Here is a 13,265-nt window from a genome sequence, read left to right as displayed (position 1 = left end):
GTGCGGGCCACGCCTAGACGGGTTGCCACAACACCGGTACCACCACGGGCGTCCAGCCACCGCCGACAGCGGCCGTGGGCTGCGGGGCCGGGGCATCGCCGGGCGGTGGCGTGGCGCAACCGGCCAGAAGCGACAGCAGAGCGACGAGCAGGGGCAGGCGTGGCATGGCGGTGGACGATCCGGGGCGGGGAAGCGCGCAGCTTACTGCGATGGCGGGAACGCAGTGCAACGGTTTGTTCCCGTCGCCGGCGCCCCGGCGTTACGGTGGGCTGCCGCGCTGCGGCGCCACGCGCGGCAGCAGGATGTAGAACGTGGTGCCCTGGCCGATTTCGCTCTGTACCACGATCTCGCCACCCAGTGTCTGCGTGACGAGGTTGTAGACGAGGTGCAGCCCCAGCCCGCTGCCGCCCTGGCCGCGCCGGGTGGTGAAGAAGGGGTCGAACACGCGCGCCAGGTGTTGCTGCGGAATGCCCCGGCCGTTATCGCTGAAGGTGAGGGTGACGGTATTGCCCTCGCCGGTGGCGCTAAGGCCGATCACGCCGGCTTCGTCATCGTCGAAGGCATGTGTCAGCGCGTTGGTGAGCAGGTTGGTCACGATCTGCGACAGCGCGCCGGGAAAGCCGTCCAGCTCGATCGCGCGCGGGCAGTCCAGCTTGATCTCGATCGGCCGGCGATGCAGCGCTGGCGTCAGGCTGGTGAGGATCTCGGACAGGTATTGCCGCAGTTCGAACGTGCGGCGGGCTTCGGAGGTCTGGTCCACCGCCACCTGCTTGAAGCTCTGGATCAGCGACGCCGCGCGCTGGGCGTTGTTGAGGATCAGCGCGGCGGACTCGCCCGCGGTGTCGCAATAGCCTTGCAGGTCGGATTTCTTCACCTGGCCGGCCTGGACGCGCTCGCGAAAGGCGGCGGTTTCCTCCGACAGCACCGAGGCGCTGGTCAGGATCACGCCAACGGGGGTGTTCACCTCATGCGCGACGCCCGCCACCAGGCTGCCCAGCGATGCCATTTTCTCGGACTGGACCAGGCTGGCCTGCGTGGCCTTGAGCTGGCGATAGGCGTCTTCCACGTCGCGCTTGGCGTCGCGGATCGTCACCTCCGCCAGCTTGCGGTCTTCCAGTTCGTCCATCAGCCGCATGGCGATCCGCACCACGCTGTTGCCGATGTGGGCCAGTTCGTCACGGCGCTTGCCCAGGTCCTGTAGTTCGAGCAGCGAGAAATCGTGCTGCTGGGCCATGCGATCCAGGACGCGCTGCAACCGCGCCAGGGGGCGCAGCGCGACGACGGAGAACCCCAGGGCCAGCACCGCGATGATGATGGCGTCCACCAGCAGGATTTCCACGAGCCGGCGGTGGATCACGCCGCGCAGGCGTTCGTCGATGCGCTCCGATGAGGTCTGGTAGTACAGCGTGCCGACGTGGCGCCCTTCGTAGGTGATGTCCATCGACGAAGCGCCCGGTGGCGGCTTGCTCGACGCCACCACCACCTTGTTGTTCTGGCGGCCGCGCGCGATTGCAAGCTGCGGGGGATCGAACACGCTCAGGTAGGCCAGGTCGGGCCAGCGCATTTCCGCTTCCAGCGCGCTGATCACCTGGCTCTCGTCGAAATTCCAGATCAGGCCGGGCAGCACCGTGGCCAGCCGTGCCCGCATGGCGTTTTCCTGCTCCTGGATGCCTTCGGTCAGCCGCCTTTCGCCGGTGTAGTAGTTGTACGCGCCCGAGATCATCAGGGCGAGCGTGACGGTGACGATCAGCAGGAAGTTGAGGCGGAAACGGATGCTATGCATGGGCGTCTGCGTGGTGGTCGATGCTAGGGTGAGTCATCAAATGGTTCGCGACAGCGTTCGGTGCAGTTCGGGATGCCGTGCAAGGAGCTGGACGCGCGGCGGTATGGATACCGCAAGCGGCCGGCGACGCCGTGTGGCGCCCGAAATGCGCCGAACCCATGGGGCTGGGCCGAAAAAACACCATCCACCGCGTTGCACTCCTTGCCAATAACCGGTTATTGCCTGTGTCGTGCGCCTGATGCCTGGTGCTTTTTCGGCCCAGCGCTGCCGCGATACATTGGTTGACACGCCCTAGTCACTGTAGACCAGCGCCCCGGCACTCCGGAAACCGCCGTATGGCGGGCTTTTGATGCCGCGACGGCCTATTTGCGCCAGAGGTAGAAGCGGTCGTCGAAGGTGTGCACCCATTGCGGGCGGTAGACGACCAGCAGGGTGAGGTGGATGCCGGTGAGAAACGCCTCGGGCCAGCCCATCAGGAAGTAATAGGGCAGTTGTTCCTCGAACAGGAAGGCGGGCGGGTAAGCCCCCGCCAGCGCCAGCAGCAGGCAGCCGGCGAGGCCGACCGCCCACATCGACAATGCCCCGGCCGCAAAGCAGTTGAGGAAGATGTAGACGAAGTAGTTGGCCGGCAATCGCCGTTGCGCCAGCCGCAGCAGGGCGGCGGTCAGCAGGGTGGGCAGGCCTGCCACCACCAGCCACGACAGGCCCAGGCTACCCCATTGATTGCCGCCCTGGAGCGTGTCGCCCACCAGCGCCGCCGCCAGCCCCAGGCGCGCCCGGTCCGGGCCGGCGATCAGGGTCAGCGCGGTGGCGCCCACCAGGTGGAAGGCGATGCCCGGTTCCAGTTGCGCCTTGAACTGCCACAGCAGCAGCACGACCACGGTGGCGCCGAACCACGCGGTGAGTTCGGCCTGCTGCAACGATAGCCAGGGCACGCGGCGCGCCGAGTGCAGCAGGCACCAGAGTGTCGCCAGCCAGCCGCCGAACAGCCAGGAATCGGGAAAATGCGCGGCGATCAGGTTCATGGGCGACCCGGTGTTCCCGGCGCGCCACCCGCGCCATCGGCGGTTAGGGTGAATCGACCTTCAAACATGGGTGCGAAGGAGGAAGGCCGGATGCAGGGCAAGGCGTGCCGAGCGAAGTGGGGTGATCCCCACGAGCGAGGCACAACGCCGCGATGCGCCCGGCCTTCCTCCTTCCCTTCGGGTTGGTCCGTGGGCCAGTGTCTGCTTTGTCGCACGGCTTGCAGAGAGGAAGGCTCTCTGCGGCGCCGCGCTTCGCGCAGCCATCCGGCCCACGGACCAACGCATCCCATGTTTGAAGGTCGATTCACCCTAGAGGCGCGTGCGCCATTCCCGTTCGACCAGTTGCCCCAGTTGGGTGAGGCGGCCGTGGAAGAAATGGCCCACGCCGGGCACCACCACGATGGGCAGTTGCTGGGGGCGGGCCCAGTCCAGCACGGCGGCCAGGCTGATGACTTCATCCTGCTCGCCGTGGATCACCAGCGTATCGGCGGGTACGGTGGGGAAGTCGTAGCGGCTGACCGCTGGGCCGATCAGGATCATGCCGGCGATCTCATCGTCGCCCAGGCGCTGGCGCAAGCGGCTTTGCACCAGCGTGCCGAACGAGAAGCCGGCGAGCACCACATGCGTGACGCCGGGGTATTCGGTGCGAGCGTGCGCCAGCACGGTGGCCATGTCGTCCGGCTCGTGTTCGCCCCGGCTGTGCGTGCCCGCGGAGTTGCCGACGCCACGCAGGTTGGGGCAATAGGCCACATAGCCCAGCCGGCTGAGCGTCTTGGCCAGCGTATGGACGATCTTGTTGGTGAAGGTGCCGCCCTCGGTGGGGTTGGGGTGCGCCACCAGCACGATGCCGCGCGTGTCGTCGAGGGCGGATTCCAGCTTCAGGCATTCCAGCCGGCCGGCCGGGCCGGCGATGTCGAACGGCTGGAAGGTGGGGGCTTTGCGGGGTGGGGTCATGACGGGTCGGGCGCGCGAAGTTGCAGACGGCGGCGGCGGCGCTTGAGCCACCAGCGGACGGGCAGCCACAGCACCAGCAGCCACGGCAGCAGCACGGCGGCGACGGTGAGCAGCGCAGCCACGCTGCGGATGAAGTCGTGCCCGATGTCGTGCCAGGCGTCCAGCAGCGGGGTGAGGATGCTGCGCTCGGCGACGGAACGCGCGGCGCGCAGTTCCACGTCCACCTTGACCTTTTCGGTCTGGTTCGCCAGCGCCAGCCGCAGTCCGGCCGCGGCGTCGAGCTGGGCCTGCGCGGCGGCGAGTTCCTTCTGCACCGCCAGCAGTTCTTCCAGCTTGGCGTTGCGGCTGTCGAGCATCTGCCGCAGGTTGTCGCGCAACTGCGCCAGGTTCTTCAGGCGCGCCTCGGTATCGATCACCTCGTCGGTCTTGTCCTCGCGTTCGGTCGATTGGGCGACGACGCGGCCTTCCCGGCCCAAGCCGGCCAGATAGCCGGCCACCGCGCCCGGCGCAATGCGCAGCGAGAGCTGGGCCACGCCCGGCGTGTAGTCGCTGGCACGTTGCAAGGTGGCGGAGAGCAGCTCGCATTGCGGTTCCACGCAGCGTTGCTGTGCGGCTTGCCAGGCGGCGTCCAGGTGGTCGGGCGCGGTTTCCACCGTCAGGGCATGGCTCACCGCGATATGGCGTTTGGGGCTGACCTGCTGCGCGGCATCGCCCGCCTCGGCAGCCGGCGCGGCGGCGGTGGCCGCGCCGCCGTAGGATTCGACCGCCGCTTCCCCCGCCATTTCCTCTTTCTTGCCGCAGGCGGCCAGGGCTGCCGCGATCAGCAACAGGGCGAGTGCGCGTTTCATAGCTTCAGCCGCTCCACCACCCGGCCATGCACCAGGTGCTCGTCGATGATTTCGTCGATATCGGCTCGATCCACGTAGGTGTACCAGGTTTCTTCCGGGTAGATCACCAGCACCGGGCCTTCCTCGCAGCGATCCAGGCAGCCGGCCTTGTTGATGCGCACCTTGCCGGGGCCCGCCAGCTTGAGCTGCTTGATCCGGTCCTTGGCGTAGCCCTGCATGTCGCTGGCCCCGCAACGGTTGCAGCTCTGGCGCTCGCCCTCGGGGCGCTCGTTCAGACAGAAGAACACATGGTGGCGGTAGTAGCTCATCGTTCGTTTCCTCTTTCGCTGTTCAATGCTTGCCGCGCGAACACGGCGCCAGCTTTCAGTGTTGCTGCCTGGGCGGGAAATGCGCCGTCACGAAGAAGGGCAGTTCGCCTTCCTTGTCGGGCTGCACGGTATCGATCACGCGGATATCGTCCACCTGGCATTCGCGGAACAGCCCCTCGGCAAAGTCGCGGACTTGCTCGGCGGTATCCAGCGGCGCCAGCGGCCAGACGAAGCCTTCCCAGCGGTCGGCCTCTTCCTGGCTGGAAAAGGTGATGCGGACCTCGCCGCCTTCGTGCGCGGCGATGGTGGCCACCGGGGTGCGCCCTTTGCCGCGTATGCTGCGCAGGGCATTGCTGGCGGCCACTTGCAGGCGGGTTTCCAGTTGCGTGACACGGGCGCTGTCCTGCGCGGCCAGCCAGGTCTGCGGCACGCGCGGGATGGCGAACAGGGTCAGGCCATCCACCTGGAGCGCATCGCCGATGGCCTGGGCCAGCGGCATGCCCCAGGCGCCGACCTGTCCGCCCAGGCGGATGGCGGGCGGTGCGTCGCGATGCTGGGTGACGCTGCCGACCAGGTAACGCAGGAACACGCCTTCGTCCTTGAACGAAACCGGCGCTTCGCGCACCGCGCTGCCCATCGCATCGGCCTGGCCCGGCTCGCGCCAGTCGGCCAGGGTGGCCGGGTTGACCGCGGCCAGGTCGCCGGGGTGGACCAGTGCGCCGGAGAGCCGGCAGTCGGCATCGGCGGCGATCACGCCGTGTTGCCGCAGCAGCGCGAGCAGCGCATCGCCGTCGATGCGGCCCGGCAGGGTGTGCTGGCCACGCGCGCCGGCCACCAGCACGATCGGCAGCGCAAACGGAATCTGCCAGTGCGCGGCACCGGCGGGGGGCGCTTCGACCTGTTCACGCAGGATCTGCCACAGCACCTTGTAGGCATCCTGCGAGGGGGCCTGGGTCAGCGCGCCGTTCAGGGCGTAATGATCGTGGGCGGCGAGCAGCTCGCCCATCAATTGCGCCAGCACGTCGCGCTTGTGTCCGGCGGCGGTGGCATCGGCTTCGGTCAGGTAGGACATCAGGGCCCGGATCACCGGGTTTTGCGGATTCACTCGGGGGTAAAGGCGGGGGTCGGGCAGGTACATGCGAAGAGGAGGGCCAGACAAAAAAAGCAATTATACGCGGTGGCGTCCGGGGCGGCGCCGCAGCGCGTATGACGCCGTTCTAAAATTGGGCACAAAGTGTCACATTTGGTTGCAATAATCGCCGTTCGGCCCGCAATCCCTTGAATTGATTGACCATCCCGCCCCAAATCCGTTAAATTGAAAGCTCTGTTGGGATGCAGCAAGGTGCGTCTTGATAGTTTCTCCTTTGTAGATGTTGTTTGAAACCCGGACGCGTTCCGGGTTTTTTTTGTCTGTCGTCCGCGCGGCTGCCCAGGGGTAGGGCGGCCATTCAAACAGTGGGGCGTTCCGCGAAGCCGGCGCAATCCTCGATGTCGCTGTCCTCGGCCTCCACGTTTTCCACGTAGGCCGCATTCGGGCCGCGATGCGCCCAGTCCTCCAGTTGCGCCACCGCGTCGGCCTCGCCCAGCAGGTAGAGTTCGACGCTGCCGTCCCGCCGGTTGCGCACCCAGCCGGCGACTTGCAGCCGTTTGGCTTCCAGCCAGGCAGAGTAGCGAAAGCCCACTCCCTGCACCCGGCCGTGTATGCGTAGCTTCCTGGCGATCATGTCCTGTTCCTCGTTGCCGCGATGTGGGTCCGCCGCGTGCGCGAACCCGTCCTGAGGGGTGCCGGCCAGCCGCAGCGCGTGGCCGACCCGCCCATGTTCGGCGTGACGATCCGCGACGTTGTCCGCCCAGGGCGATTTGTGTTGCCGGTTGAATGCCGCCGCCAGGAACAGGCGCAGCGGTTCCGACAGGGTGTGGGTGTCAAAGCGGGCCATGGGCGGTTCCTTCGAGCGCGGGAGGGGCCGGATCGTGGGTGTTCGGGGCGATCAATGCCCGAACAGGCCGACGAGGCCGATAATGATGAGATAGAGGGCAATGATGTAGTTGAGCAAGCGCGGCATGACCAGGATCAGGATGCCCGCGATCAGCGAGACGAAGGGACCAACGGTGAGATTGAGCTGCATGGCGGTCTCCAGCATGAGTAGGTGATTGCAGCCTAGCAGCGTGCCGTTCGGCGCCGACGTAAAAAATGCGACGCCGTGGCGTCGCATTTTCGGGTGGGGGTGTCGGCGGCGTGGCTATTTCACGCGCATGCCCGGCTGGGCGCCCGAATCGGGGCTGAGGATGTACAGCCCGCCGTCGCCGCCCGCCGCCAGGACCATGCCTTCGCTCAGGCCGAACTTCATCTTGCGTGGTGCGAGGTTGGCCACCATCACTGTCATCCGGCCGACCAGCGCCTCGGGTGCGTAGGCGGACTTGATACCGGCGAACACATGGCGCGTTTCGTTGCCGATATCCAGCGTCAGCGACACCAGCTTGTCGGCCCCTTCCACGGCCTTGGCCTCGACGATCTTCGCCACGCGCAGGTCGATCTTCATGAAGTCGTCGATGCTGATGGTTTCGGCCACCGGCGGGATGTCGTACGCCGGCTGCGCGGCGGCTTCGGCAGGGGCCGGCGGGGGCGCCAGCGACTGCTTGTTCTCCTCGACCATGGCTTCCACCGACTTGGGGTCGATGCGGGTCATCAGGTGCTGGTACGGCGCGATGCCATGACCCAGCAGCAGGGTCTGCGCGTCGGCCCAGCACAGCGGCGCCACTTGCAGGAACGCTTCCACGTCGGCGGCCAGCCTGGGCAAGACCGGCTTGAGGTAGATGGTGAGCAGGCGGAAGGCGTTGATCAGGATCGAGCACACGCGTTGCAGCTCGGCATCGCGGCCTTCCTGCTTGGCCATTTCCCACGGCTTGTTGGCATCGACGAACTGGTTCACTTCGTCGGTGAGCAGCATGATCTCGCGCAGCGCACGGCCATATTCGCGCGCCTCGAACCACTCTGCGATCGGCGCGGCGGCGGCTTGCAGGCGCGCGATGACCGGCGCATCGCCCAGCTCGCCCGCCAGTTGCCCGCCAAAGCGCTTGGTGATGAAGCCGGCGGCGCGGCTGGCGATGTTGACGTACTTGCCGATCAGGTCGCTGTTTACCCGGGCGACGAAATCGTCCAGGTTGAGGTCGATGTCCTCGATGGCGCTGCCCAGCTTGGCGGCGAAGTAGTAGCGCAGCCATTCCGGGTTGAGGTGGCGCAGGTACGATTCGGCGGTGATGAAGGTGCCGCGGCTCTTGCTCATCTTGGCGCCGTCCACGGTGAGGAAGCCGTGCGCGTTGATGCCGGTGGGCGTGCGAAAGCCGCTGTATTCCAGCATCGCGGGCCAGAACAGTGCGTGGAAGTACAGGATGTCCTTGCCGATGAAGTGATACAGCTCGGCGGTGGAATCCTTGGCCCAGTATTCGTCGAAGTCCAGGCCCAGGCGGTCGCACAGGTTGCGGTGGCTGGCCATGTAGCCGACCGGCGCATCCAGCCACACATAGAAATACTTGCCCGGCGCATCCGGGATCTCGAAGCCGAAGTAGGGCGCATCGCGGCTGATGTCCCAGTCGTTCAGGCCGGCTTCGAACCATTCCTGCATCTTGTTGGCCGCGCCTTCCTGCAGGCGCGGGCGTTCGGCGCCGCCGACGGTTTCGCTGCCACGGGTCCAGTCGCGCAGAAAGGCCTCGCACTCGCCCAGCTTGAAGAAGAAGTGTTCGGAATCGCGCAGTACCGGCGCCGCGCCGGAAACCACCGAGTACGGGTTCTTCAGGTCGGTGGGGCTGTAGGTGGTGCCGCAGACTTCACAGTTGTCGCCGTACTGATCCTTGGCGCCGCACTTCGGGCATTCGCCCTTCACGAAGCGATCCGGCAGGAACATATTCTTCACCGGGTCGTACAACTGGCTGATGGTGCGGCTGGCGATCTTGCCGTTATCGCGCAGTGCCTGGTACACGCGGTACGAGTACTGGCGGTTTTCCTCGCTGTTGGTGCTGTAGTAGTTGTCGAAATCGACCAGGAAGCCGGTGAAATCGCGCAGGTGCTCGCCGTGGACGCGCTCGATCAACGCCTCGGGGGTGATGCCTTCCTTCTCCGCACGCAGCATGACCGGGGTGCCGTGGGTGTCGTCGGCACAGACATAGTGGCAGGTGTGGCCGCGCAACTTCATGAAGCGTACCCAGATGTCGGTCTGGATGTATTCGACCAGGTGGCCAAGATGAATGGCGCCGTTAGCGTAAGGCAGGGCGGAGGTGACGAGAATCTTGCGTTGCATGCGGGTTTCCGGGCGTTCGGCGACGAATCGGGCGATTATACCGCAGCCTGTCGCCTCGTCCGTGACGGGCGATTTCTTACAACGCTATAGTGAGCCGATCAGCAAGCCGAATTCTGACGGAGCCCCCATGCCGCCCCAACCCATCGACGCCCAGGTGATCGCGCAGGAAGTTGCCAGTGTGGATGCCATGCTGGCGCAACTGCATGTCCAGGTCGGCATGGACCTGCGCACAGAGCTGGTAATGGCCTTTCTGCCGTTGTTGCAGGAAACGCTGCGGACGCTGCCACCGGCGCTGGAGGCCGGGGATGCGGATCAGGTGATCAATCTCTCGCACAAGCTCAAGGGCGCCGCCCTGCAATTGGGCGCGGAGCGGCTGGCGAGCGGTTGCCGCGAGATCGAGCTGGCCGGGCGGCAGGGCCTGATGGGGCATGCGGAATCGTCGTTCGGCGAGGTTCGGCAGTTGTCGCTCGGCCTGTTGTCCGGGTTGCGCGCGCATTGAAGCACGGCCGCCATCCCGGCGGTCACGGCCGGCGGCGGCGTTCCTTTAGGGTGAATCGACATTCAAACATGGGAGCGAAGGACGAAGGCCGGGATGCAGGGCAAGGCGTACCAAGCGAAGTGGGGTGATCCCCACGAGCGAGGCACAACGCCGCGATGCGCCCGGCCTTCGTCCTTCCCTCCGGGCCAACGCATCCCACGTTTGAATGTCGATTCGCCCTAGAATGTCGGTTTCGCTTTCGACCCGCCCATCATGCAGCCTCTGGATTTGGTCAGGCCCCTGGATTTCGACTGGTTTTCCCATATCGGCACCGCGGCATTCGCGTTTTCCGGCTACCTGATCGGCGCGCGCAAGCGCTTCGATCTGCTGGGGGTACTGATCCTGGCACTGCTGACCGCCATCGGCGGCGGCATGATCCGCGACGTGCTGGTCAACCGCGTGCCGCGCGTATTCCTGGATGCGGCGCCGCTGTACAGCATCTTCGGCGCGCTGTTCATCTCCTGGGCGCTCAAGCTGCACCAGCGCAACAAGGGCCTGCTCTACAAGCTGTTCATCGTGGCCGACTCCATCGGGCTGGTGGCCTTCAGCATCGCCGGCGCGCAGGTGGGGCTGGAGTTGAAGCTCAACCTGTTCGGTGTCTGCATCCTGGCCTTCGTCACCGCCGTTGGCGGCGGGCTGGTGCGGGACATGATGGTGAACGATGTGCCGTTCATCCTGCATGAGGATTTCTACGGCACGGTGGCGATCCTCACGGCCATCCTCGCCTATGTGCTGGCCAGCCTGAACCTGATGAACCCGTGGTCGCTGTGGTTGCTGTTCGGCGGCTGCCTGGCCTTGCGGCTGGTGGCGCACACGCGTGATTTCAAACTGCCCCGGTTCGACGAATGAACGATTACGACCACCTGCGACGTGCGGCGGACTGGCATGACTGGCTCGCCGTGCACCTGGCCCGCGCGCCGCGCGCCGACGCAGCGGACTGGCACGGCCTCACCGCCGCCACGCCGGCCGCGGTGCTGATCGCGGTGGTGGCGCACAGCGAGGGCGCGGGCATCATCCTGACCGAGCGCGCCGCGCATCTGTCGCAGCATGCGGGGCAGATCAGCTTTCCCGGCGGGCGGATCGAGGATGAGGACGAAGACGCACCCGCCGCCGCGCTGCGCGAAGCGCAGGAGGAAATCGGCCTGGACCCGGCGCGGGTGGCGGTGGTGGGGCAACTGGGCGCCTATGTCACCATCAGCGGCTATCGGGTGATCCCGGTGGTCGGCGTGGTCGAGCCGGGCTTTTCCTTGCGGCCCGATCCCGGTGAGGTGGCCTCGGCGTTCGAGTTGCCGTTCGCGCCGCTGATGCAGCCCGCGCGCTACGAGCGGCGGCCGGTGGAGCGGCGCGGCATTCGCGGTGCCTCGTACTTCACCGAATGCGAGGGCCACACCGTGTGGGGGGCGACGGCGGGCATGTTGCTGATGCTGGCCAGCGCACTGGGCGCCAGCGGCCAGCCGCGCGATCTGGCCTGAGCCCGCTGGCGGCAAATGGCGCATCCCGAAGCAGCCAGCAAACCCTAAACCCAGCCCAGCATCGCCTCCATGAACACGCCACGAAGCACCGCGAGCAAAGCGAGGCTCCCTCGCGGCGGCGAGGGCGGGGGGAGTGGAACCAAACAAGGGAGTGCCATGGCCGGCACGCCTGAGAAGGGATGTACCCGGCTTTGCCGGGGACTCGCCGCCCTTTGCCTTCCAACCTTGCGGGTGCGCACGATGGCGCTCTGCGGCGAGGGCGGGGGGAGTGGAACCAAACAGGGGAGTGCCATGGCCGGCACGCCTGAGAAGGGATGTACCCGGCTTTGCCGGGGACTCGCCGCCCTTTGCCTTCCAACCTTTCGGGTGCGCACGATGGCGCTCTGCGGCGAGGGCGGGGGGAGTGGAACCAAACAAGGGAGTGCCATGGCCGGCACGCCTGTGAAGGGATGTACCCGGCTTTGCCGGGGACTCGCCGCCCTTTGCCTTCCAACCTTGCGGGTGCGCACGATGGCGCTCTGCGGCGAGGGTGGGGGAGTGGAATCAATCAGGATTGAACTCGGCAGGCCATCAACCGCCAGAACCCAAAACCCGGTTCATAGAAAACGGCGCCCCGAAGGGCGCCGTTTTTTGCAATCGGCCGTCGCTTATCAGGCTGCGGCCTCAAACCCGATCAGGTTGCCCTGAACTGGCTTGTCGCTGGCGGAAAGTGGTCAGTTCACCACTTCCAGCACGTTCCACTTGCCGTTCTTCACGGTGTAGAGCGTGATGGCGCCGTTCTTCAGGTCGCCCTTCTCGTCGAAGTTGATCTTGCCGGTCACGCCCTGGTAGTCGGTCTTGGCCAGTTCGGGCAGGTACTTGGCGGGCTCGGTGGAACCGGCCTTCTTCATGGCCTCGATCATCACCTTGGCCGCGTCATAGCAATAGGCGGCGTAAAGCTGTACTTCCACGCCGTAGGTGGCCTTGAACTTGGTCAGGAACTCCTTGCCACCGGGCATTTCTTCTTTCGGCTGGCCGGGCATCGATGAGATCTGGCCTTCCGAATCGGCGCCGGCCAGCTTGATGAATTCCGGCGTCATGCTGCCGTCGCCGCCGAGGAACTTGGCGGTGATGCCCAGCTTGGCGGCCTGTTTCTTCAGCGGCGCGGCCTGCGCATCCATCCCGCCGTAGAACACCAGGTCCGGCTTGGCGCCCTTGATGTTGGTGAGAATGGCGTTGAAGTCGGTTTCCTGGTTGGTGGTGAATTCGCGCTTCACGATTTCGCCGCCGCTGGCCTTGGCGGCCTTCTCGAATTCATCGGCCAGGCCCTGGCCGTAGGCGGTGCGGTCGTCGATGATGGCGATCTTCTTGGCGCCGATCTTCTTGATCGCGTATTCGCCCAGCACCTTGCCTTGCTGCGCATCGTTGGCCATCACGCGGAACGCGGTCTTGAAGCCTTGCGCGGTATAGGCAACGGCGGTGGCCGACGGCGAAATCTGCGGGATGCCGGCGTCGGAATAGATCTTGGAGGCCGGGATGGTGGTGCCGGAGTTCAGATGGCCGATCACGCCGACGACCTTCTGGTCGACGAAGCGCTGGGCCAGCGTGGTGGCGGTCTTGGGATCGGCCTGGTCATCCTCGGACACCAGTTCGAACTTCACCTTCTTGCCGCCGATATCGGCGCCGCCAGCGGCGTTGATCTCGTCGATCGCCAGCTTCACGCCGTATTCGTTGTCCTTGCCGAGGTGGGCGATGTTGCCGGTCAACGGCGCGGCATGCCCGATCTTCACGGTGTCGCCACCGGCACTGGATTCGGCCGCGGCGGGGGCCGCGCTGGCGGCGCCCTGTTCGGCTGCGGGCTGTTGCTTGCCGCAAGCGGCCATCGCCAGGACGGCGGCCGCGATCAGGCTGTAACGCGCGATGCTCATCAGTGTTCCCCTATCTCTTTGGATGCGTTTGCAATCTGGTGAATACCGGCTTTATCCCGCCCGATGGGCTGGCTATCCGATAACCACTGGATAATGGAGAGGCGCACGAAACACTGTCAAATACAGCCTTTCCCG

14 protein-coding genes are annotated in these 13,265 nt (G+C 66.0%); 3 read left to right on the top strand and 11 right to left on the bottom strand.

The annotated features are described in order from the left end of the window. Nucleotides 1-13 precede the first annotated feature (13 nt). The 10 genes from FAZ21_RS20430 to metG form a co-directional block, all read right to left on the bottom strand. On the bottom strand, nucleotides 14-166 hold the full coding sequence (locus FAZ21_RS20430) for a hypothetical protein (RefSeq protein ID WP_169307474.1): 153 nt from the start codon (nucleotides 164-166) through the stop codon (nucleotides 14-16). Nucleotides 167-259: 93 nt separating this feature from the next. Further along, on the bottom strand, nucleotides 260-1,783 hold the full coding sequence (locus FAZ21_RS17620; protein ID WP_136774743.1) for a sensor histidine kinase: 1,524 nt from the start codon (nucleotides 1,781-1,783) through the stop codon (nucleotides 260-262). A 362-nt stretch (nucleotides 1,784-2,145) separates the two neighbouring features. Then, complete coding sequence (locus FAZ21_RS17615; RefSeq protein WP_136774742.1) at nucleotides 2,146-2,808, bottom strand: energy-coupling factor ABC transporter permease; 663 nt, start codon at nucleotides 2,806-2,808, stop codon at nucleotides 2,146-2,148. Nucleotides 2,809-3,117: 309 nt separating this feature from the next. Further along, complete coding sequence (locus FAZ21_RS17610; protein WP_136774741.1) at nucleotides 3,118-3,762, bottom strand: alpha/beta hydrolase; 645 nt, start codon at nucleotides 3,760-3,762, stop codon at nucleotides 3,118-3,120. Beyond that, a complete protein-coding gene (locus FAZ21_RS17605) occupies nucleotides 3,759-4,610 on the bottom strand; it encodes a DUF4349 domain-containing protein (RefSeq protein WP_136774740.1) in 852 nt (283 codons plus the stop codon). The genes FAZ21_RS17610 and FAZ21_RS17605 overlap by 4 nt, the downstream gene beginning before the upstream one ends. Beyond that, a complete protein-coding gene (locus FAZ21_RS17600; protein WP_136774739.1) occupies nucleotides 4,607-4,918 on the bottom strand; it encodes a (2Fe-2S) ferredoxin domain-containing protein in 312 nt (103 codons plus the stop codon). Before FAZ21_RS17600 ends, FAZ21_RS17605 begins: the two co-directional genes overlap by 4 nt. Before the next feature lie 55 nt (nucleotides 4,919-4,973). Next, nucleotides 4,974-5,990, bottom strand: coding sequence for a hypothetical protein (locus FAZ21_RS17595; RefSeq protein ID WP_136774738.1), 1,017 nt, complete (start codon nucleotides 5,988-5,990; stop codon nucleotides 4,974-4,976). Nucleotides 5,991-6,366: 376 nt separating this feature from the next. Beyond that, nucleotides 6,367-6,855: an acylphosphatase gene (locus FAZ21_RS20650; RefSeq protein WP_211243518.1), complete on the bottom strand. Its 489-nt coding sequence runs from the start codon at nucleotides 6,853-6,855 to the stop codon at nucleotides 6,367-6,369. Nucleotides 6,856-6,906: 51 nt separating this feature from the next. After that, a complete protein-coding gene (locus FAZ21_RS17585; protein ID WP_136774737.1) occupies nucleotides 6,907-7,044 on the bottom strand; it encodes a DUF3096 domain-containing protein in 138 nt (45 codons plus the stop codon). A 114-nt stretch (nucleotides 7,045-7,158) separates the two neighbouring features. Then, complete coding sequence (gene metG / locus FAZ21_RS17580) at nucleotides 7,159-9,213, bottom strand: methionine--tRNA ligase (RefSeq protein ID WP_136774736.1); 2,055 nt, start codon at nucleotides 9,211-9,213, stop codon at nucleotides 7,159-7,161. Nucleotides 9,214-9,340: 127 nt separating this feature from the next. Here metG and FAZ21_RS17575 point away from each other — a divergent pair, with 127 nt between their 5' ends. The 3 genes from FAZ21_RS17575 to FAZ21_RS17565 all read left to right on the top strand — a co-directional run bounded on the left by FAZ21_RS17575 (nucleotide 9,341) and on the right by FAZ21_RS17565 (nucleotide 11,223). Beyond that, a complete protein-coding gene (locus tag FAZ21_RS17575; RefSeq protein ID WP_169307478.1) occupies nucleotides 9,341-9,712 on the top strand; it encodes an Hpt domain-containing protein in 372 nt (123 codons plus the stop codon). A 252-nt stretch (nucleotides 9,713-9,964) separates the two neighbouring features. After that, on the top strand, nucleotides 9,965-10,600 hold the full coding sequence (locus tag FAZ21_RS17570) for a trimeric intracellular cation channel family protein (RefSeq protein ID WP_136774734.1): 636 nt from the start codon (nucleotides 9,965-9,967) through the stop codon (nucleotides 10,598-10,600). Beyond that, the gene (locus FAZ21_RS17565) at nucleotides 10,597-11,223 is read left to right on the top strand and encodes a CoA pyrophosphatase (protein WP_136774733.1); all 627 of its coding nucleotides are present in this window, start codon (nucleotides 10,597-10,599) and stop codon (nucleotides 11,221-11,223) included. The genes FAZ21_RS17570 and FAZ21_RS17565 overlap by 4 nt, the downstream gene beginning before the upstream one ends. A 713-nt stretch (nucleotides 11,224-11,936) precedes the next feature. On the opposite strand, the gene FAZ21_RS17560 is transcribed toward FAZ21_RS17565, so the two are convergent. Next, nucleotides 11,937-13,130, bottom strand: a complete 1,194-nt coding sequence (locus FAZ21_RS17560; protein ID WP_136774732.1) for a branched-chain amino acid ABC transporter substrate-binding protein — start codon at nucleotides 13,128-13,130, stop codon at nucleotides 11,937-11,939. Between the last annotated feature and the right edge of the window lie 135 nt (nucleotides 13,131-13,265).

The sequence above is a fragment of the Chitiniphilus eburneus genome (assembly GCF_005048205.1).
Classification (GTDB): Bacteria; Pseudomonadota; Gammaproteobacteria; order Burkholderiales; family Chitinibacteraceae; genus Chitiniphilus; species Chitiniphilus eburneus.
The sequence above is the reverse complement of the archived record's forward strand: the minus strand, read 5'-3'. Positions and strand labels throughout refer to the sequence as shown.